At 74.2% G+C, this 20,053-nt stretch carries 19 protein-coding genes; 16 read left to right on the forward strand and 3 right to left on the reverse strand.

The window, feature by feature from the left end; all coding sequences use genetic code 11:
* Positions 1–48: 48 nt before the first annotated feature.
* The 5 genes from KPF47_RS15340 (at position 49) to KPF47_RS15360 (ending at position 4,773) form a co-directional block, all read left to right on the forward strand.
* Positions 49–1,221, forward strand: coding sequence for an acyl-CoA dehydrogenase family protein (locus KPF47_RS15340; RefSeq protein ID WP_224389460.1), 1,173 nt, complete (start codon positions 49–51; stop codon positions 1,219–1,221).
* Positions 1,222–1,240: 19 nt separating this feature from the next.
* Positions 1,241–2,266: an acyl-CoA dehydrogenase family protein gene (locus tag KPF47_RS15345; RefSeq protein ID WP_224389461.1), complete on the forward strand. Its 1,026-nt coding sequence runs from the start codon at positions 1,241–1,243 to the stop codon at positions 2,264–2,266.
* A 103-nt stretch (positions 2,267–2,369) separates the two neighbouring features.
* Positions 2,370–2,879 (forward strand): helix-turn-helix transcriptional regulator, encoded by a 510-nt coding sequence (locus tag KPF47_RS15350; protein WP_224389462.1) that lies wholly within the window; start codon positions 2,370–2,372, stop codon positions 2,877–2,879.
* Between the two features lie 32 nt (positions 2,880–2,911).
* Positions 2,912–4,018, forward strand: coding sequence for a peptide chain release factor 2 (prfB, locus tag KPF47_RS15355; protein ID WP_224389463.1), 1,107 nt, complete (start codon positions 2,912–2,914; stop codon positions 4,016–4,018).
* A complete protein-coding gene (locus KPF47_RS15360) occupies positions 4,015–4,773 on the forward strand; it encodes a hypothetical protein (RefSeq protein WP_224389464.1) in 759 nt (252 codons plus the stop codon). Before prfB ends, KPF47_RS15360 begins: the two co-directional genes overlap by 4 nt.
* Before the next feature lie 231 nt (positions 4,774–5,004).
* On the opposite strand, the gene KPF47_RS15365 is transcribed toward KPF47_RS15360, so the two are convergent.
* Positions 5,005–6,225, reverse strand: coding sequence for a multidrug effflux MFS transporter (locus KPF47_RS15365; RefSeq protein WP_224389465.1), 1,221 nt, complete (start codon positions 6,223–6,225; stop codon positions 5,005–5,007).
* On the opposite strand from KPF47_RS15365, the gene KPF47_RS15370 reads away from it, so the two are divergent.
* Genes KPF47_RS15370 through ftsX form a run of 3 tightly spaced genes read left to right on the forward strand, consistent with a single transcriptional unit; the run spans position 6,224 to position 8,420 of the window.
* Entirely contained in the window at positions 6,224–6,775 is a 552-nt protein-coding gene (locus tag KPF47_RS15370; protein WP_224389466.1) for a MarR family winged helix-turn-helix transcriptional regulator, read from the forward strand. The genes KPF47_RS15365 and KPF47_RS15370 overlap by 2 nt on opposite strands.
* A 52-nt stretch (positions 6,776–6,827) precedes the next feature.
* Positions 6,828–7,517, forward strand: coding sequence for a cell division ATP-binding protein FtsE (ftsE, locus tag KPF47_RS15375; protein ID WP_224389467.1), 690 nt, complete (start codon positions 6,828–6,830; stop codon positions 7,515–7,517).
* Positions 7,518–8,420, forward strand: a complete 903-nt coding sequence (gene ftsX, locus KPF47_RS15380) for a permease-like cell division protein FtsX (protein WP_224389468.1) — start codon at positions 7,518–7,520, stop codon at positions 8,418–8,420.
* Between the two features lie 4 nt (positions 8,421–8,424).
* Here ftsX and KPF47_RS15385 read toward each other — a convergent pair whose 3' ends face one another.
* The gene (locus KPF47_RS15385; RefSeq protein ID WP_224389469.1) at positions 8,425–9,285 is read right to left on the reverse strand and encodes an NAD(P)H-binding protein; all 861 of its coding nucleotides are present in this window, start codon (positions 9,283–9,285) and stop codon (positions 8,425–8,427) included.
* Between the two features lie 141 nt (positions 9,286–9,426).
* On the opposite strand from KPF47_RS15385, the gene smpB reads away from it, so the two are divergent.
* The gene (gene smpB / locus KPF47_RS15390; protein ID WP_060713108.1) at positions 9,427–9,915 is read left to right on the forward strand and encodes an SsrA-binding protein SmpB; all 489 of its coding nucleotides are present in this window, start codon (positions 9,427–9,429) and stop codon (positions 9,913–9,915) included.
* A 210-nt stretch (positions 9,916–10,125) separates the two neighbouring features.
* Here smpB and KPF47_RS15395 read toward each other — a convergent pair whose 3' ends face one another.
* Positions 10,126–11,325 (reverse strand): cytochrome P450, encoded by a 1,200-nt coding sequence (locus KPF47_RS15395; RefSeq protein WP_224389470.1) that lies wholly within the window; start codon positions 11,323–11,325, stop codon positions 10,126–10,128.
* Positions 11,326–11,621: 296 nt separating this feature from the next.
* Between KPF47_RS15395 and KPF47_RS15400 the strand changes: the two genes are divergently transcribed.
* From KPF47_RS15400 to KPF47_RS15435, 7 genes are read left to right on the forward strand one after another with little or no spacing between them, the layout of a single operon-like run.
* Positions 11,622–12,785, forward strand: coding sequence for an ABC transporter ATP-binding protein (locus KPF47_RS15400; protein WP_224389471.1), 1,164 nt, complete (start codon positions 11,622–11,624; stop codon positions 12,783–12,785).
* Positions 12,782–14,560, forward strand: coding sequence for an iron ABC transporter permease (locus KPF47_RS15410; protein WP_308015405.1), 1,779 nt, complete (start codon positions 12,782–12,784; stop codon positions 14,558–14,560). The genes KPF47_RS15400 and KPF47_RS15410 overlap by 4 nt, the downstream gene beginning before the upstream one ends.
* Positions 14,557–15,747 carry a cytochrome P450 gene (locus KPF47_RS15415; protein ID WP_224389472.1) on the forward strand — a complete coding sequence of 397 codons (1,191 nt, stop codon included), beginning with the start codon at positions 14,557–14,559 and terminating at the stop codon, positions 15,745–15,747. Before KPF47_RS15410 ends, KPF47_RS15415 begins: the two co-directional genes overlap by 4 nt.
* A gap of 22 nt (positions 15,748–15,769) precedes the next feature.
* A complete protein-coding gene (locus KPF47_RS15420; RefSeq protein ID WP_224389473.1) occupies positions 15,770–16,816 on the forward strand; it encodes an ABC transporter substrate-binding protein in 1,047 nt (348 codons plus the stop codon).
* Positions 16,817–16,847: 31 nt separating this feature from the next.
* On the forward strand, positions 16,848–17,723 hold the full coding sequence (locus tag KPF47_RS15425; protein ID WP_224389474.1) for a PaaX family transcriptional regulator C-terminal domain-containing protein: 876 nt from the start codon (positions 16,848–16,850) through the stop codon (positions 17,721–17,723).
* 26 nt (positions 17,724–17,749) lie between these two features.
* Positions 17,750–18,697: an amidohydrolase family protein gene (locus tag KPF47_RS15430; protein ID WP_224389475.1), complete on the forward strand. Its 948-nt coding sequence runs from the start codon at positions 17,750–17,752 to the stop codon at positions 18,695–18,697.
* A complete protein-coding gene (locus tag KPF47_RS15435; RefSeq protein WP_224389476.1) occupies positions 18,698–19,957 on the forward strand; it encodes a trans-acting enoyl reductase family protein in 1,260 nt (419 codons plus the stop codon). It begins immediately after the preceding gene.
* The last annotated feature ends 96 nt before the right edge of the window (positions 19,958–20,053 follow it).

The raw sequence follows: 20,053 nt of genomic DNA on the forward strand, positions 1-20,053 counted from the left end.
TCCGGGGCGGGACAGTGCCGACCTCACACGCAGAACGGGTGCTCATCGATGGACCTGACCTTCACCCCGGCCGAGGAGGAGTTCCGCGCGGAGCTGCGCTCCTGGCTCGGCGCCCACATCCCGCAGGAGTGGACCCGCCCCGGCTTCTGGGAGTCCCTCGAGGACTCCGAGAGCTTCCGGTTGCGCCGCGACTGGGAGCGCGACAAGGCCGACGCCGGCTTCGCCGGCATCCAGTGGCCCGTCGAGTACGGCGGCCGGGGCGGCACCCCCGGGATGAAGGCGATCTACGACGAGGAGACCGTCCGCGCCCAGGCGCCGCGCACGGTCAACCCGCTCGGGCTGACGTTCCTCGCGCCGACGGTCATGGCGATCGGCACCGACGCGCAGAAGAAGGAGATCATCGGCCCGCTGCTGCGCAACGAGGTCGTGTGGTGCCAGGGCTTCTCCGAGCCGGGTGCCGGGTCCGACCTCGCGGCACTGTCGACGAAGGGTGTGCGCGCCGGCGACGACTTCGTCGTCAACGGGCAGAAGGTGTGGACCACCAACGCCGTGCACGGCGACAAGATCTTCACGCTGGTCCGCACCGAGGACGGGTCGGAGAAGCACCGGGGCATCTCGATGCTGCTGATCGACATGGACCAGCCCGGCGTCACCGCGCGCCCGCTGCGCCAGATGAGCGGGGCCAGCGAGTTCGGCGAGGTCTTCTTCGACGACGCCCGCGTCCCCGCCGCGGACTGCCTCGGCGAGATCGGCGACGGCTGGCGCACCGCGATGCTGCTGCTGTCCTTCGAGCGCGGTGCGTCGGGGATCTCGCAGTACACCGAGTTCCGTCGTCAGTACGACGAGATCGCGGCGGTCGCCCGGAGGCTGGGCCGCGCGGACGACCCGGTGATCCGGGACGACCTCGCCCGCGTCCTGACCGAGCTGGAGTGCCTGCGTCTGCACTCGATGCACGTGCTCACCCAGGTCGAGCAGGGTCGCGACCTCGGATTCGAGGCGTCGATGACCAAGCTGCAGTGGTCCGAGGCGTTCCAGGACCTGTGGGAGGTCTACGACCGGATCCTCGGCGAGGACGCCACGCTCGACGCCCTGCCCGACGGCACCGACCTGCGGCCGCTGCACGCCCAGGCGATGTGGTCGCGTTCGGTCACCATCTGGGGCGGCTCGTCCCAGGTGCAGCGCAACGTCACCGCCGAGCGCGTGCTCGGCCTGCCCCGCTGATCCGCAGGAGGAGTCACCGATGTTCTTCGCACTCACCCAGGACCAGCAGGAGTTCGGCGCCGCGGTGCGCGACTACCTGGCCGAGCGGTTCGACCTCGCCGCCGTGCGGACGGTCGTCGAGAACCCGTCCGACGACGGCAACCCGGAGTCGCTGTGGCGCGCCGCCGGCGAGCAGGGCTGGACCGCGGTCACCGTCGACGAGGACCACGAGGGACTGGGGCTCGGGCTGGTCGAGGCCCAGGTGATCGCCCGCGCGCTCGGGGCGGGCGTCGCCCCCGGGCCGTGGCGGGGCACCGTCCTGGCCGCCGACGCGATCCGGCTCGCCGGCTCCGACGAGCAGAAGGCGGCCTGGCTGCCGAAGCTCGCCGCCGGGGAGGCGGTCGGTGCGTTCACCGCCCGGGGCAGCGCCGCGACCGGCCTGCCGGTGGTGGAGTACGGCGCGCTCGCCGACGTCGTCGTCGCCCCGGCCGCGGACGGCCTGCCCGGGCTGGCCCTGGTCACCGGCGCCGCCGCGTCGCCGGTCGGGAGCTACGACGGCACCACCCGGCTCGCCTCGCTGAGCGGCGGCACGGCCGACGCGCTGCCCGGCACCACCGTCGAGCTCCAGCGGCTGCTGACCGACCGGGCGACCGTGCTGGTCGCCGCGGACCTGATCGGCATCGCCCGCGAGGCGCTGACCCGCACGGTCGCCTACGACCGCGAGCGCACCCAGTTCGGCGTGCCGGTCGGGTCGTTCCAGGCGCTCAAGCACGCACTGGCCGACCTGCACGTCGGGGTCACGATGGCCGAGCACGCGGTGCTCTACGCCGCGCACGCCGTCGACACCGGGCTCGACAGCGCCGAGCTGGCCGTGGCCGTCGCCAAGGCCAAGAGCAGCGACGTGGCGCTGCAGGCCACCGCGGCGATGATCCAGTTCCACGGCGGTATCGGCTACACCTGGGAGCACGAGGCGCACTTCTTCTACAAGCGCGCCAAGCGGCTCGCCGGCCAGTACGGCGACGTCGCCGTGTCCCGCGAGCGGATCGCCTCGCTCACGGTCGCCTGATCCGCACCCGCCGGCCGCGCGAGGCCACAGTGCACCCCGTCTGCTCAGGGCGGATGTGCGCTGTGGACTCGCGCGCCCGGCGCGGACGTGGGACCGTCGGACGATGGCACCCGTCACACCGGTCAACGCCACCGCCGCAGCGCTCCTCGGCCTGCTCCACGGCGGCCCGATGACGGGCGGACAGTTGGTGGCGGCGGCCGGTGAGCGGTTCGGGCTCTTCTTCTCCGTCACCCGCAGCCAGGTCTACCGCGAGCTGCCCGCGCTGACCGAGGAGGCGCTGCTGCGCCTGGGCAAGCAGGGGCCGCGGGCCAGCCAGCAGTACGTGATCACCGCGGCCGGCAAGCGCTCGTTCAAGTACTGGCTCGCCGGCGGCGGCGACGCCGACGCCGTGCGCAGCCCGCTCGTGCTGCGGCTCCTGCACGCGGGGACGTTGACGGTCAAGCAGCGCACCGAGCTCGTCGCCGCCGCCCGGGAGGCCTACGCCGAGCGCCTCGCCGTGGCCCGGGCCGCGGCCCGCGCGACCGACGACCCCTACGGCCGCCCGGTCGCGGCCTTCGCGGTCGCCCACACCCGCGCGATGATCAAGCTGATCGACGCGATCCCCCAGGACTGAGCCGGGTCCCGCCCCGCGTACCCTCGACCGTTGTGAACTCCGACGTCCAGGCCGACCTGAAGGACCTCGACACCACGCTGTCCAGCATCGAGGCCGTCGCCGACGTGCCCCGGCTGCGCCAGGAGATCGAGGAACTGTCCGAGCAGGCGGGCCGGCCGGACCTGTGGGACGACGTCGACGCCGCCCAGCAGATCACCAGCCGGCTGGCCTACGCCCAGGGCGACCTGCGCCGGCTCGACGACCTGCGCCGCCGGCTCGACGACCTGCCGGTGCTCTACGAGCTCGCCGAGGACGAGGGCGACGAGTCCGCGGTCGCCGACGCCGACGCCGAGCGCGCGAAGCTCCGCAGCGAGATCTCCTCGCTCGAGGTCCGCACCCTGCTCTCCGGCGAGTACGACGAGCGCGAGGCCCTGGTGACCATCCGGTCCGAGGCCGGGGGCATCGACGCCGCGGACTTCGCCGAGATGCTGCTGCGGATGTACCTGCGCTGGGCCGAGCGGCACGGCTACGGCACCGACGTCTACGAGACGTCCTACGCCGAGGAGGCCGGGATCAAGTCGGCCACCTTCGCCGTCCACACGCCGTACGCGTTCGGGACGCTGTCGGTCGAGGCCGGCACCCACCGCCTGGTGCGGATCTCGCCGTTCGACAACCAGGGGCGTCGGCAGACCTCGTTCGCCGGCGTCGAGGTGGCCCCGGTCGTCGAGACCTCCGACCACATCGAGATCGACGAGAAGGACCTGCGGGTCGACGTGTTCCGCGCGTCCGGGCCCGGCGGCCAGGGCGTCAACACCACCGACTCCGCGGTGCGGCTGACCCACATCCCGTCCGGGATCGTCGTCGCCTGCCAGAACGAGCGCTCCCAGCTGCAGAACAAGGCCTCGGCGATGGCGGTCCTGCAGGCCAAGCTGCTGGAGCGGCGCCGTCAGGAGGAGCGCGAGCTGCGCGACTCGTTCAAGGAGGCCGGCTCGTCCTGGGGCAACCAGATGCGCAACTACGTGCTGCACCCCTACCAGCTGGTGAAGGACCTGCGGACCGAGCACGAGGAGGGCAACCCCTCGCAGGTGCTCGACGGCCAGATCGACGAGTTCATCGAGGCCGGCATCCGCTGGCGCAAGCAGACCGAATCGGCCTCGTGAGCCGGGGTCTCCGCGCCGGCGTCGCCTGCGGCGCGCTCCTCGTCCTCGCCCTGGCCGGGTGCACGCCCGGTGGGCAGCAGCCGTCCGGTGACGGTGCGCCGCCCGCGGCCGCCGCTCCGTCGGCGCAGGACGCCGTGGCCGCCGCGGGTACCGCGCTCGCCGACGCCGGGTCGGCCCGGGTCGACGTCGAGCTGGACTCGGTCACCGGCCCGGTGCGGGCCTCCGGGCCCGCCCGGTTCACCCCGTTCGCGGCGGACCTCACCGTCGCCCTCGGCACGCGCGGCGCCCAGGTCCGGGTGGTCGACGACCGGGCCTGGGTGCGCTTCGGCGGGAGCGACCGCTGGCAGCCGCTGTCCACGGGGCTCCTCCCGGTCGGGGCCGTCGGCGGGATGCTGCACGCGGCGCCCGGACTGCGCGACGTCGTGGCCGCGCCGGGGACGACCGACGTCGACGGCGTCCCGGCGACGACCCACTCCGGGACGGTCGACCTCGCCGCCGCCCGGGCCGCGGCCCCGGAACCCGCCGTCGCGACCCACCTCGACGAGCTCGCCGGGCTGGTCTCGCCGACCCCCCGCTTCACCGCCTGGCTCGGCGCCCCCGACGCCGCCCCCGCCGACCGCGGGCGGCTGCTGCGGCTCCGCCTGGAGCCGCAGGCCCCGGCCACCGGGACGCAGAACGCCGGCGCCGGGGTGCCGGGCGCGGTGACCGTCTCCTTCAGCGACCCCGGGGTACCGGTGGAGATCACCGCCCCCTGACGACGGCCGCTCGCGGCTCGCGCCTCGCCCCGACCCGGCCGCGGTACGTCGAGATGCAGCTCAGCGGGTCGCGGAGATCGACAACTCCCGCTGAGGTGCATCTCGGCGTCGCGGACGGTCGGGCTCGCGCTGGTGGCGATGCAGCCGAGGGTCGTGGGCGGGGGCGACGGGCAGCTCTGGTCTGGATCTCGACGGGCGCGAGCCGGGGCGGGCCGGACGGCGGTGCCGGGCTCAGCGCGGTGCGGTCGCGCCGCGGGTCAGGGCGGCGAGCGACACGGCGGAGAGCGTGGCGGCGGTCAGCATGGTCACGGCCATCGCCGTCGCGCTCGCCCCGACCAGCGGGGAGACCAGGGCCCCCAGGCCGAACTGGGTGGCTCCCAGCAGGGCCGAGCCGGCCCCGGCGCGGTCGCGGACCTCGCCGGTCGCCAGCGCCGCGCTGTTGCCCATCACGAAACCGAGGGTGGCCAGGGTCGAGAACAACAGGACCAGCACCGGCCAGCGCGCGGCACCGAGCAGCACCACGACGAGCAGCGCCGCGCACAGCACGACCAGCCCGCCGACGGCCACGACGAGCTGGCGGCGCGGCGCGATCCGTGCGGCGAGCCGGCTGCTGACCACGTTGCCCAGCACCAGCCCGGCCGCGTTCGCCCCGAAGGCGAGGGCGTACTGCGTCGTCGAGAGCCCGAGGGTCTGCTGCAGCACGAACGGCGACCCGGAGATGTAGGCGAACATCATCGAGAACGACGTGGCGAAGGCGAGCACGTAGCCGACGTAGCGGCGCCGCCGCAGGAGCGTGCCGACGTCGGAGACGGTCCGCCGCACCCCGCCGGTCGTGCGGGCCGAGGCCGGCAGCGTCTCGTGCACCGCGAGCAGCGACGAGACGAGCATCAGCAGCGCCAATCCGGCGAGCACCACGAAGATGCCCCGCCAGCCGACGACCCCGCCGACCGAGCTTCCGATCACCGGTGCGACCACCGGCGCGATGCCGTTGATCGCCATCATCAGCGAGAACAGCTGCGCGGTGCGGGCGCCGGTGGTGCGGTCGGAGATCATCGCGCGGCTCAGCACCAGGCCGGCCGCCCCGCCGAAGCCCTGCAGGAAGCGGGCGACGACGAGCACCGCGACCGACGGCGCGACCGCGGCGGCCAGGCACGCGACGAACAGCAGGACCGTGCCGGCCAGGACCAGGCGCCGACGTCCCCAGCGGTCCGAGAGCGGTCCGATCACCAGCTGCCCGACCGCCAGTCCCGCCAGGAACGCGGTCAGCGTCAGCTGCGCCGCCGACGCCGACGCGCCCAGCTCGGTGGCCACCGTCGGCAGCACCGGCAGGTACATGTCGGTGGCCAGCGGGGCCACGGCCGTCAGCAGCGCGAGGACGCTGATCCACACGCCGTCCGGCACGGTGCGGCCGCGCGCGGTCCTCGGCGCGGCCTGCTCGGTACCCACGGTCATGACGGTCCTCTCCGGCGACGATCAGATCAGCTATGAAAATATATATGAACCGTCGAGTAGTATCGGGGCTGTGACCGGGATCAAGGGGCGCGACGACTGGGCGGCGCTGGTGGCGGCCGTCCACGACCTGTCGCGGGTGCTGCGGGCCTCGGGCGAACGCGCGGTGGGCCTCGACGCGATCACCGGATCCGAGCACGAGGTGCTCCGGTGGGTCTCGGCGCGCCCCGGGCACCCGGTCTCGGCGGTGGCCCGCGGCCTCGGGCTGCAGTCCAGCAACGTCAGCACGACCGTCCGGTCGCTGTTCGAGCGCGACCTGGTCGAGCGCCGTGCCGACCCGGCCGACGGCCGGCGTGCGCTGCTGGACCCCACGGCCCGGGCGGCCCGGCACCGCGCGCTCCTCGACGCCGCCTGGACGCGGCAGATCCGGCGCGCCCTCGACGACCTGGACGGCGCCGACGCGGCCGCCCTGCGCGCCGCGGTCCCCGTGCTCGACCGGCTCGTGGGCGCGCTGGACCCGTCACGGGACCCGGTCACCGCCGGACCGGCCTGACGGGCGTGTCGTCACGGCCCGTGTACTCCGGGCGGCGGTACCGTCCCGCTCCGTGATCGAGCTGCGGGACGTCACCAAGCGCTACCCGGCGTCCGGGCGGCCGGCGCTGGACCGGGTCTCCGCGACGGTCGGGGCGGGCGAGTTCGTGTTCCTGATCGGGCCGTCCGGGTCGGGCAAGTCGACGCTGCTGCGGCTGCTGCTGCGCGAGGACGTGCCCACCTCCGGTTCGATCCTCATCGACGGCATGGACGTCGCCGGGCTGCCCCGGCGCAAGGTGCCGAAGCTGCGCCAGCGGATCGGCTGCGTGTTCCAGGACTTCCGGCTGCTGCCCAAGCGGACCGTCGCCGGCAACGTCGCGTTCGCGCTCGAGGTGCTGGGCCGCAGGCCTTCGGAGATCCGGGTCGCCGTGCCCGAGCTGCTGGAGATGGTGGGGCTGCAGGGCAAGGCCGAGCGGCTGCCGCACGAGCTGTCCGGCGGCGAGCAGCAGCGCGTCGCCATCGCCAGGGCGTCGGTGAACCGGCCCCCGTTGCTGCTGGCCGACGAGCCCACCGGCAACCTCGACCCCGAGACCGGGCGGGAGATCATGCAGGTCCTGGAGCGCATCAACCGCGCGGGCACCACGGTGCTCATGGCCACGCACGACTCGTCGATCGTGGACGCGATGCGGCGCCGGGTGATCGAGCTGTCCGACGGCGGCGTGCTGCGTGACGAGGCCCGCGCGGTCTACGGGGCGGGCCGGTAGATGCGCCCCGCCCTGCTCACCCGCGAGGTCTCCTCCGGTCTGCGCCGCAACGTCACGATGACCGTCGCGATGGTGCTGACCACGGCGGTCACCCTGATGTCGGTCGGCGCGGGCCTGCTCGTGCTGCGCACGATCGACGACATCTCCGCGCTCTACACGAACCGGCTCGAGATCCAGGTGGCACTCACCCCGGACGTCTCGGAGACCGACCCCGACTGCAGCGGGCCGACGTGCGCGTCGGTGCGCAGCGCGCTGGAGGCCGCCCCGGGCGTCGGTGGGGTCGCGTTCGAGTCCCAGCAGCAGGCCTACACCCGCTTCCGCGAGCTGTTCGCCGGGCAGTCGGTGGCCGACGTCGCCCGGCCGCAGTCGCTGCCCGCCACCCTGCGGGTCACGCTGACCGACCAGCAGGCGGGTGCCGCGGCGGCCCGGGCCGCCGTCGAGGGGCGGCCCGGGGTGCGTGGCGTGATCGACCAGCGCGACGTCGTCGGGACCCTGTTCGACTTCCTCAACGGCGTGCGCAACGTGGCGTTCGCGCTCGCCGTCGTGCAGGCGTTCGCGGCGATCCTGCTGATCTCCAACACGGTGCAGGTCTCGGCGTTCATGCGGCGCACCGAGGTCGGCGTGATGCGACTGGTCGGGGCGACGCGCTGGACCACCCAGCTACCGTTCCTGGTCGAGGCCGCCATCGCCGGGGCCGTGGGCGGGGCCCTCGCCGGGATCGGCCTGGTCGCGGCCAAGTACGCCGTCGTCGACGACCTGTTCGCCGCGATGGGTCAGGCCGGCGTGATCCCGCCGGTCCGGATCACCGACGTGCTGGTGGTCTCGGCGTTGCTCGTGCCCGCCGGGGCCCTCGTCGCGGGGGTCACCGGCTATGTGACCCTGCGCGCCTACGTGAAGGTCTGAGCGCTCACCCCGCGGGGGCGAACGCCGCGGCGTGGTCGTGGGCGAACTCCTCCAGGGTGCGGGCCGGGTGGCCGGTGAGGACGACCACGGCGTCGTCCACCCGGGCGGCCTCGCCCCGCGCGTAGTGGGCGTAGTCCTCGACCAGCCCCGCGGCCTGCCAGGGCGGCAGCACCCCGTGCAGGGCGGTGGCGAAGGCCTGCGGGGTGAGGTCGTCGAAGGACACCGGGTGCCCGGTGGCCCCGGTCAGCGCCGCGGCGATCTCGGGGTGGGTGACGGCACGTGGTCCGGTGAGGTCGTGCACCGCGCCGTCGGGTCCGGCGCCGGTGAGCACCGCCGCGGCGGCGTCGGCGATGTCGCGCACGTCGACCGCGCTCACCGCGGCGCCGCCGATCGGGGCGCCGAACCGGCCGGTCGCGGCGACCAGGGGGGCGAAGGCCAGCAGGCCCTGCAGGAAGAGGTTCGGCCGCAGCACCACATGGCCGATGCCCAGGTCGCGGACGTGCTGCTCCACCTCGGCGTGCCAGCGCAGGAACCGCACGGGGGAGTCCGCCCGCGCCGCGAACTGCGACAGCAGCACCAGCCGGGACACCCCGGCGGCCGCGGCGGCGTCGGCCACCGCGATCTGTGTGGCCGCGGCGTCGGGGGCCGAGGGCGAGTTGAGGAACACCGCGTCGACCCCCCGCAGCGCCGGGGCGACGGCCGAGGGGTCGCGCAGGTCGCCCCGCGCGACCTCGACCCCGGACCGGGCGAGCCGGGCGGGGTCGCGGACCAGCGCCCGCACCGTCACGTCGCGGTCGCCGAGCGCGGTCAGCAGGTGGCCGCCGATCCCGCCGGTCGCCCCGGTCACCAGCACCGTCGTGGTCATCGCTACTCCTGTGGTCGCTGATTCGATACGAGAGCGATGCTCTCAAAAAGGAGTGTGGACCGTCGGGAGCAGAAGTGCAAGAGCACTGCTCCGGTGGCGCCGCGACCGGATACCGGTGGCGTACGCGGGTAGGCTGGTCGTGTGAAGGAACAGGGCCGGAAGGTGATCGCGCAGAACCGTCGGGCCCGGCACGACTACGCGATCCTGGAGGAGTTCGAGGCCGGGGTCGCGCTCAAGGGGACCGAGGTGAAGAGCCTCCGTCTGGGCCGGGCGTCGCTGGTCGACGCCTTCGCCACCATCGACGACGGCGAGATCTTCCTGCGCAACCTGCACATCCCGGAGTACGTGCGCGGCAGCTGGACCAACCACGAGCCGCGTCGTACCCGCAAGCTGCTGCTGCACCGCGGGGAGATCGACCGGCTGATGGGCAAGACCCGCGAGGGCGGGCTCACCCTGGTGCCGCTGTCGCTGTACTTCAACGACGGCAAGGTGAAGTGCGAGATCGCCCTCGCCAAGGGCAAGAAGGACTACGACAAGCGTCGTGACCTGGCGAAGAAGGACGCGCAGAAGGAGATCGCGCGTGCGGTCGGCCGCGCGGCCAAGGGGCGGGCGCGGGACCTGCGCGGCTGAGCGACGGTCCTCGGCGCCGGGCCGCCGGAACGGCTCGCGCCCCTGGGCGGGTGGCTGCCCACCGGGGGCCGCGTCCGGCGTGAGCCCCCGGGGGTGGCCCGTCTCCGGGGTGCCCCACGGGCGGTCGGCCCCGGGGTGGACGGGCCGGCCCGGTCGCCACGGCCGATCGCCACGGCCGATCGCCACAGCCGGTCGCCGGGCCCGCCCGGGTCAGGCCCGCACGACCTCCAGGGGCACCGACCGGGTGCCCCACTCGGCCCAGATCGCCATCTCCGGCTCGCCGGCGAGCTGGAAGCCGGCGCTGCGCGAGAGCGCCTCCTCCAGGGTCACCCGCATCATCATGCGAGCCAGGGGAGCCCCGGGGCAGCTGTGCGTGCCGCGGCCGAAGGAGATGTGGTCGGCGATGTTGGGCCGGTGCAGCTCGAAGGTCTCGCCGTCGGGGAAGACACGCTCGTCGCGGTTGGCCGAGGTGTACACCAGCGCGATCGGGTCCCCGGCCCGGATCGGCTGCCCGGAGAGCTCGGTGTCGGTGCGCGCGGTGCGCGCCATGCCCCGGTAGGGCGAGTACAGGCGCAGGAACTCCTCGACCGCGGCCGGGATGAGCCCGGGCTCCGCGCGCAGCCGGTCCTGCAGCTCCGTGTCCCGGGACAGGTGCACGAACATGTTCCCGATGAACACGCTCGGCGCGACCATGCCGGTCACGATCAGCTGGCGCACGCAGCCCAGCACCATCGGGGCCGGCAGCGGCTCGCCGCGGTAGTCGGTCGCGATCAGGGCCGCGGTCAGGTCCTCGCGCGGGTCGTACCCGCCGCCCCGCCGGGAGTCGATGATGTCCTGGGCGATGTCGTAGAGCCGGCCGCTGAGCGACTTGACGACGTCGTGGTCGAGGACCTGGATGGCGTCGACGTAGCGCCCGCTCACCTGCTTGATCTCCTCGGAGACGTCCGTGGAGAGGTTGAAGAACTCGGCGAAGACGAACGCCGGGAAGCGCTGGGCGTACTGCCGGCACACGTCGACCCACCGGGCGTCGATCAGCGGGTCGAGCAGGCCGACCGCGGCGGCGCGCACCTTCGGCTCCAGTGCCCGCATCCGCGGCGGGGTGAAGGCTCCGTTGATGACCCGCCGGTAGGCCATGTGCTCGGGCGGGTCGAGGTGCAGCGGGGGCCGGACGCCGGTGAAGGCGAACTTCGGCACCGCGTTCTGCCGGGAGGTGGTGAACCGGTCGATGTCGGTGATCACCGTCAGCACCTCGTCGTAGCCGAGGGCGGCCCAGAAGCCGTCGTAGGTCTGGCTGCGGGCCAGCGGGCACCGGGAGCGCAGCTCGGCGAACTCGGCGTGCGCGCTGGTGAACGTCTCGCCGGGGCGGACCGGGTCGAAGTCGTGCGCGTCGCGGCGGTCGGCGGTCGTCATCGGGGCGGTCCTCTCGCGCGGTTCCCGGCCGCAGCAGCGACCGGTGCTCCATGAATTTCGCTGTACTGTTGACGAGAGTCAAGCAAACGGCAAATATGACCGCCGTCGATCAGGTGTGACCCGGGCCATCGTTGGCGGCGATCGTGACGTCTCCGGGCTCGTCGTACCGGTCGTGCAGAACCGCCTACCCGGAACAGGTCGATGCGATGACGCCCGACGCACGTGGCTCCTCCGCTACGCCCATCGTCGAAGTGCACCACCTCGTGAAGCAGTTCCGGCGCTCCGACGGAGCCGTCGTGAACGCCATCGACGACGTCTCGTTCGCGATGCGTCCCGGCGAGTTCGTCGTGCTGCTCGGGCCCAGCGGCTGTGGCAAGACCACCCTGCTGCGTGCGATCGCCGGCCTGGAGACGCCGGACTCCGGATCGATCCGGATCGGCGCGACGACCGGGTTCTGTGCGGCGCAGGGGATCGCGGTGCCGCCGGAGAAGCGGCGGATCAGCATGGTCTTCCAGTCCTACGCGCTGTGGCCGCACATGACCGCGTTCGCCAACGTGGCCTACCCGCTGCAGTGCCGGCGTGGCTCGAGGGTGTCGCGCGCGGAGCTCGGCGAGCGGGTCCGGCGGGCGCTCGGGCTCGTCGGCGTCGGGGATCTCGAACGCTCCTACCCCGGGCAGATGAGCGGCGGTCAGCAGCAGCGCGTCGCGCTCGCCAGGGCGCTGGTGAGCAACGACGAGCTCGTGCTCTTCGACGAGCCACTGTCCAACGTGGATGCCAAGGTGCGCGAGCAGCTGCGCGGCGAGCTGTCCTCGATGCAGCGCGAGCTCGGCTTCTCCGCGCTGTTCGTCACCCACGACCAGACCGAGGCGATGGAGCTCGCGGACCGGATCGCGGTACTGGACCGCGGCCGGATCGTGCAGTTCGCGACCCCCCGGGAGATCTACCACCGACCGGCCACCCGGTACGTGGCGACGTTCGTCGGCGCGATGAACGAGCTCGCCGGGACGGTGTCCGCGGTGGACGGGGACGACGTCGTCGTCCGGACCCCGGCGGGCCGGGTCGTCGGGCGGGCCGGGGGCGTCGCCGTGCGGCCCGGTGACGAGGTGACGACGATGTGGCGTCCCGAGCGCGGTCGGGTCCGCGGCGCGGACGCGGCACCCGGACCCGGCGACGCAGGCCCGACCCCACCGGTGAACCGCTGGCCCGCCGACGTGACGGCCACCCGGTTCGTCGGCGCGCACACCGAGTACCGGCTCCGGATCGGCGACACCGACGCGCGGGTGTGGCACCCACGCGGCGATCTCGCCGCCACCGGACCGGCGACGGTGTCGGTCGGGGCCGACGACGTCATCGTGCTGCCGGCCGGACAGGCCGACGGCCCGGGCGACCCGGCCCCCGCCGGGGACCGTCCCGGCGGACCGGCCGGGCAGGCCGCCCCGGCGATGGCGCCCGCGTCGTGAGCGCGCCCACCCTGGCCCCCCCGGCCCCGTCCGGCCCGCCCCCGGCCGGCCCCCGGCGGGCGCGCCGCAGGCTGCCCGGCCCGTTCGAGGCGACCACGCTCGTCGTCGCCACCGTCCTGATCGGGATCGTGGTGGTCCCGCTCGGGCGGGTCCTGGTCCGGATGTTCTGGGTGGACGGTGCCCTCACCCTCGACCCGGTCCGCCGGACCCTCGCCGTGCCGGACCTGGGCCCGCTGCTGCGCGACACGATCGTCCTGGTCGTCGTCAGCTCGGCGCTGGCCTTCGTGATCGGTGTCGGGCTGGCCTGGCTCAACGAGCGCACCGACGCCCGGATGGGTCTGCTCACCGACGCCCTGCCGCTGCTGCCGTTCCTGCTGCCACCGGTCGCCGGTGCGGTCGGGTGGACGATGCTGCTCTCGCCGCGGGCCGGGTTGCTCAACAGCTGGATCCGCGACGCGCTCGCCCCGTTCGGCATCGAGCTGCGCGACGGCCCGTTCGACATCAACTCCTGGTACGGGCTGATCCTGGTGATGGCGTTCTACGCCGTGCCGTTCGTCTTCCTCAACGCCTCGGCCGGGCTGCGCAACCTCGACCCCGCGCTGGAGGAGGCGTCCCGGCTGAGCGGGGCGGGGATGCTGCGGACGCTGCGCCGGGTCACGCTGCCCGCGGTGGCGCCCGGCCTGGGCGCGGGCTTCCTGCTGGCCGTGTGGTTCGGCGTCGGGATGTTCTCCATCCCGGCGATCATCGGTACGCCGGCCGGGATCGACGTGATCTCGGTCCGGATCGTCGAGCTGCTGACCTTCACCTACCCACCGGAGACCGAGGTCGCCGTCGGACTGTCCGGCTTCGTGGTGCTCTTCGTCGGAGCGGCCTACTGGCTGCAGGTGCGGATCCTGCGCGGGGGCCGGTACGCCACGGTCGCCGGCAAGGGCGCCCGTGCGACGACGATCGGGCTCGGCGCCTGGAAGTGGCCGGCCCGGCTGCTGGTGCTCGGCTACGTCGCGGTCTCGACGCTGCTCCCGATCGTCGCGCTGGTGCTGGTGTCGCTCAACGGGTTCTGGACCCCGGACATCGCCTGGTCGAACCTCAGCCTGACCGCGGTCACCGAGTCGGTCTTCCGGGACGCGACCACCGTGACCGCGCTGGGCAACAGCCTGCTGCTCGGCGTCGTCGGCGGCCTGATCGGCATCCTCGGCGCGGCGATGATCGCGCTCTACGTCGCCCGCAACCCCACGGCGCTCGCCCGCGGGATCGACGGCGCGATCAAGCTGCCCGCCGCGATCTCCAACATGGTCATCGCCGTCGGGATCCTGCTGCTGCTCGCCGGGGCACCGTTCCATCTGACGGGGACCCTGCTGATCCTGCTGATCGGCTACCTCGCGCTCTACCTGCCGCAGGCCTCGGTGGCCGCGGACGCCGCCGTCAGCGGGGTCGGGAAGGAGCTGCCCGGGGCGTCGGCGATCTCCGGGGCGGGCGCGTTCCGCACCTTCGTCCGGATCTACCTGCCGCTGATGGTCCCCGGCCTGGTCGCCGGGTGGGCGTTGCTGTTCATCCGGATCGTCGGGGACCTCACGGCGTCGGCGATCCTCGCCGGCACGGCCAACCCGGTCGTCGGGTTCCGCATCCTGGAGGTCTTCACCAGCGGGTCGTTCGCGCTGCTCGCGTCGCTGTCCACGGTCCTGGTGCTGATCACCTCGGTCGTGCTGGTGGTCGTGCTCGCCTATACGCGGCGGGCGTCGCGGTTCGGCGCCCGGGCGGGGGTGGGTGGGACGTGAGTCCGGCCCCCGACTTCGATCCGCTGGCCTCCGACGACCCGGCCGAGGCGCTGGCGGCCTACGGAAGGCTGCGCACGGGCTGCCCGGTGGCCCGCAGCGACGCCTACGGCGGCTTCTGGGCGTTGACCCGGCACGCCGACGTCGTCGCCGCGGCATCCGATCCGCGCACCTTCCTGTCCTCGGTGCGCGCGGTCGTCCCCAGCGACCCGCGCGGGCTCCGGCGCCCGCCGCCGAACTTCGACGCGCCCGACCACACCCCGTACCGCAGGGCCCTGGACCGGACGTTGCAGCGGGCGCGCGTCTCCCGGCTCGAACCGCGCCTCCGTGAGCACGCCCGCCGCGAGCTCGCCCCGATGCTGGCCGCGGGCGGCGGGGACGTCGCCCAGGAGTTCGGCGCCCGTTTCCCCGCCTGGGTGACCGCGGAGTGGCTCAACCTCCCCGACGACACCGCGCCCGAGCTGGCGGCGACCGCGACCGAGTGGGTGCGGGCGTGGCGGCGGATGGACCGGGCGGTCGTGGACGAGACGAGCGGGCGGATGTACGCGATCGCCCGTGACCTCGTCGAGGACCGTCGGCGCCGTCCGCGGCCGGTGACCGAGGACCCGGCCAGCTCGCTGCTGAGCGAGCGCCCCGGCGGCGAACCGCTCGATCCCGAGCACCTGGTCGGGGCGCTGCGGCAGTGCCTGGTCGTCGGGATGGTCGCGCCGCCGATCCTGCTCGGATCGATCTGCGTGACCCTGTCCGAGGACCCGCACCTGCAGGCCCGGCTACGGGCGCACCCCGAGCTGCTGCCCGCGGCGGTCGAGGAGTTCCTCCGGCTGCACACGCCCTACCGCGGGTTCGCCCGCACCGTCGCCCACGACGTCGAGCTGCACGGGCGCCGGATCGTCCCCGGCGAGCCCGTGACGCTCGTGTACGCCGCCGCGAACCGCGACCCGGCCGTGTTCGACGAGCCGGACGCGTTCGTCCTCGACCGGCCCACCATCACCGAGCACCTGGCGTTCGGACGTGGCCGGCACCGGTGTGCCGGCATGCCGCTGGCCCGGCTCGCGCTGCGGGTCGCGCTCGGCGAGCTGCTGGCAGGGACCTCGGGTCTCGCCGTCGACGGACCGACGGAGGGCGCGCGGATGCCCGAGCTCGGGCACGTCTCCGTACCGCTGCGGGTCACTCCCGCCGCACCCCACTGAATCTGCAGAGGAAGGGAACGACATGGGCACCAGGAGGACGAGCATCGCCGCTCTCGCCACCGGCCTCGCTCTCGCGCTCACCGTGAGCGCGTGCGGCGGCGGAGCCGGTGGGGGTGCCCCGACCGACGTCGCGGCTCCCGAGCTGGCGGGCTCCGCGGAGCTCGACGCGCTGGTCGCCGCCGCGCAGGAGGAGGACTGCCTCACGCTCTACGGCGTGCCCGACGAGTCCGCCCTGCAGGGCGTCACCGACGCGTTCACCCAGGAGTACGGCATCGATGTCTCGTTCGTGCGGCTCGTGTCGGCGGACCTGGCACAGCGGTACTCCACCGAGGCCGGGGCCGGTGCACCCGCGGCCGACCTGATCCTGCTCACCCACTCGCCGTTCTACGCGGACGCACTCGACCGCGGCTGGCTCACCCCGGTCGACGAGGCCGGGCTCCCCGCCTACTCGGGCGAGTTCCCGGCCGAGTACACCGCCGACGACGGCGCCACCCCGATCGTCCAGCTCGTGCCCACCACGCTGGTCTACAACCCGGGTCTCGTCGACACCCCGCCGTCGTCGTGGGAGGACTACGCCGACCCGGCCTACCGCGGTGAGCTGCTGTTCGCCGGTCCGCGCACGTCGCCGGCCAACGTCGCGTTCTGGCAGCTCATGCGCGACACCTACGGCGACGACATGCTCCGGGGCGTCGCGGCCAACGAGCCGCGGTGGCACAACAGCGCGGTCCCCGCGACACAGGGTGTCGCGGCGGGCGAGGGCGCGATCGGGTTCCCGGGCGTGTTGCCGATCGTCGCCGACCTGCAGCGGGCCGGCGCCCCGGTCGAGTCCGCGGCGCCGACCCCCACCACCGGCCCGGAGATCGGGCTGGGACTCACCGCGAACGGCCCCTGCTCGGACGCCGCCAGACTGTTCGCCAACTACGTCCTCTCCGAGCCGGGCAGCGTCTTCCTCAACGACCTGACCGGCGACATCTCGCCCTACTCGGCCGGGGTGTCGGACTTCGTGCGGCCCGAGCCGGTCTCCGAGGCGCAGGCGCAGGAGATCGCCGACCTGCTGGGCGCACCCTGACCCGCACGGCCGGTGGGCGAGGATGGCACCGATGTCGACACGAGCCGTGACCGAGGACCAGGACCGCTCCGGCGAGTCGGTGCTGCGTCCGGAGAGCCTGCTGCTGACCCTGTTCGGCGCCCATCTGCTCGGCCGGCCGGTGCTGCTGGCCGCCCCGAGCATCGTCGAGGCGGTCGGACGGGTCGGGATCTCCCCGCACGCGACCCGGTCGGCGCTCGCCCGGATGGTGAAGAAGGGACGGCTGACGTCGGCCCGGCACGGCCGCCGGGTCTACTACGGGCTGACGCCGCGCTCGGTCGACGTGCTCAACGACGGCTACCTGCGGATCTGGCGCACCGGCGCGGTGAACCGGGACTGGGACGGCCGCTGGACGATGCTCTGCTTCAGTTTCCCGGAGGCATGGCAGCGCCAGCGCCACGAGCTGCGGACCCGTCTGCTGTGGGCGGGTTTCGGCCCGCTGCAGGGCGGGGTGTGGATCGCCCCGTCCCCTGTGGACGTCGAGCCGGTCCTCGCCGAGATCGAGGCCCGCGAGCACGTGCGGTGCTTCAGTGCCCAGCCGCTCGCCGGTCTGGACGCTGCCGCCATGGTCCGCGAGGTGTGGGACGTCGACCACCTCGCCGAGCGCTACGAACGGTTCATCGAGCGGTGGGACGGCGGTGTCGCGGACCGGGCACAGCGCGGCCCGCTCGGCCGCCAGCTGGCGCTGCAGGAGGAGTGGCGGCTCGCCATGCGTCAGGAGCCGCAGCTGCCGGTGGAGCTGCTGCCCTCGCCGTGGCCCGCCGAACGGGCCCAGCAGCTGTTCCGCCGGCTGCACGCCGACGTGGAGGTCGCCGCCCGCGCCGAGGCGACCACGTTGTTCGACACGATCCCGGACCCGGGCACGGCGGGCTCACCGGGCCCGCACTGATCGGGGCGCGCATCTAGGGTGGGGCCGTGGATCTTCCCGTGCCACCGTGCGACGACGCCGACGTCCCCCGCTGGACCGCCGAGCTGGGCCTGCCCGGCCTGGTCGACGTGCACGTGCACTTCCTGCCCCAGCGGATGCTCGACAAGGTCTGGGCCTACTTCGACGCCGCCGAGACCCACTACGGCACCCCCTGGCCGGTGCACTACCGGCTGCCCGAGGCCGAGCGCTACGCCGTCCTGGAACGGCTCGGCGTCCTCGCGTTCGCCCCGCTGACCTACCCCCACAAGCCGGGCATGGGGGAGTGGCTCACCGGATGGGCGGGTGAGTTCGCCGACACCCACCCGCGTGCGGTGCGCACGGCGACCCTCTTCCCGGAGCCGTCCGTCGTGGACTACCTCGGCCGTGCCGTCTCCGACGGTGCCCGGCTGGTGAAGGTGCACGTCCAGGTCGGCGGGTTCGATCCGCGCGACCCCCTGCTGCGCGACGCCTGGGGGCTGCTCGCCGACGCGGGCGTCCCGTCGGTCGTGCACTGCGGCGACGGGCCGATCCCCGGTGAGCACACCGGCCTCGGTGTCTTCGCCGAGGTGCTCCGGGAGCACCCCCGGCTCCCGATCGTGCTGGCGCACGCGGGGATGCCCGACTTCCGCGGCGCGCTGGAGCTGCTGGAGCGGTACCCGAACGTCGTGCTGGACACCACGATGGTCGGCACCGCGTTCTCCCAGCGGATGGCGCCGCTGCCGCCGGACTGGCCGGCGCGCCTGGCCGACCACCCCGGCCGCGTCGTGCTGGGCACCGACTTCCCCAACATCCCCTACGCCTACGCCGAGCAGCTCGCCGCGATCGCCGGCTGGGCCGCGGCCGAGCCCCGCCTCGGCGCCGCGTTCCTGCGCTCGGTCCTGCACGACGCCCCGGCCGCCCTGCTGGGGCTGGACACCGCATCACCCCGCACCGCCGACACCTCCAGGAGTTCCTGAATGGTCACCCCGCAGCCTGATCCGGGCGGTGCGACCGACCCGGGTGGACCGGTCGACATCGCCCTCTACGGGGCCACCGGCTTCGTCGGCGGCCTGATCGCCCGGCACCTGGCCGAGCACGCCCCGTCCGGGGTGCGCATCGCGCTGGCGGGCCGGTCGGAGAGCAGGCTCGTCGCGGCCCGGGCGGCGCTGCCGGCCCGGGCCCGGGACTGGCCGCTGATCGTCGCCGACGCCGCCGACCCGGCCGCGACCGACCGGCTCGCCACGGGTGCGCGGGTCGTGCTGAGCACGGTGGGCCCGTACGCCAGGTACGGCCTGGGGCTGGTCGGGTCGTGTGCGCGGGCCGGTACCCACTACGCCGACCTCACCGGCGAGGTGCTGTTCGTCCGGGAGGCGATCGACCGCTTCCACGACGTCGCCCGGGAGACCGGTGCGCGGCTGGTACACTCCTGCGGCTACGACTCCGTCCCGTCGGACCTGGGTGTGTGGCTGGCCCACCGGGCCGCGCAGGCCGACGGCGCCGGTGGGCTCACCGAGGTCCGTACGGTCGCCACGATGCGCGGCGGCGTGTCCGGCGGCACGGTCGACTCGCTGCGCGGGCAGCTCGACACGGTCCGTACCGACCGGGACGCCCGGCGCCTCGCCGCCCGGCCCCACTCGCTCAGCCCGGACCCGTCGGCCGAGCCGACGCCCGCACAGCCCGCCGACGCGGGGCCGCCCGCCCGGCTGCCGGACGGCACCTGGACCGCGCCGTTCGTGATGGCGTCCTACAACACCCGGATCGTGCGCCGCTCCAACGCGCTGCTCGACCACGCCTACGGCCGGGGCCTGCGCTACGGCGAGCTGCAGGGCTGCGGGCGCGGGGTGTCCGGCGCGGTGGCCGCCGGGGTCGTCACCGCCGGGCTGGGCGCGCTGGTGGGTGCGTTCCTGCTCCCGCCGATCCGCCCGCTGCTCGACCGGGTGCTGCCCGCGCCCGGCACCGGGCCGTCCGAGCGGACCCGTGAGCGCGGCTGGTTCCGGATGGACGTGCGTGCCGAGACGGGGTCCGGACGCCGCTACCGGGTGCGCGTCTCCGGTCCGGGCGACCCGGGCTACGGGGCCACCGCGGTCATGTTCGGCGAGGCCGGTCTCGCACTCGCCCTCGGCGGGTCGGCGCTGCCCGACCGCGCGGGCTCCCTGACCCCGGCCACCGCACTCGGTGACGTGCTGGTCGACCGCCTGCGTGCGGCGGGTCACACCTACGAGGTGGCCCCGGGCTGAGACGCGCCGCGGAACCGGGATGAACGCGCCACCGGCGGGCGTTATGCTGGACGTCCTCCCGGGTACGCCCGGGTGGATCGCAGGTGGACTACCTGA

Source organism: Pseudonocardia sp. ICBG1293, from assembly GCF_020131355.1.
In the GTDB taxonomy this organism is placed as follows: Bacteria; Actinomycetota; Actinomycetes; order Mycobacteriales; family Pseudonocardiaceae; genus Pseudonocardia.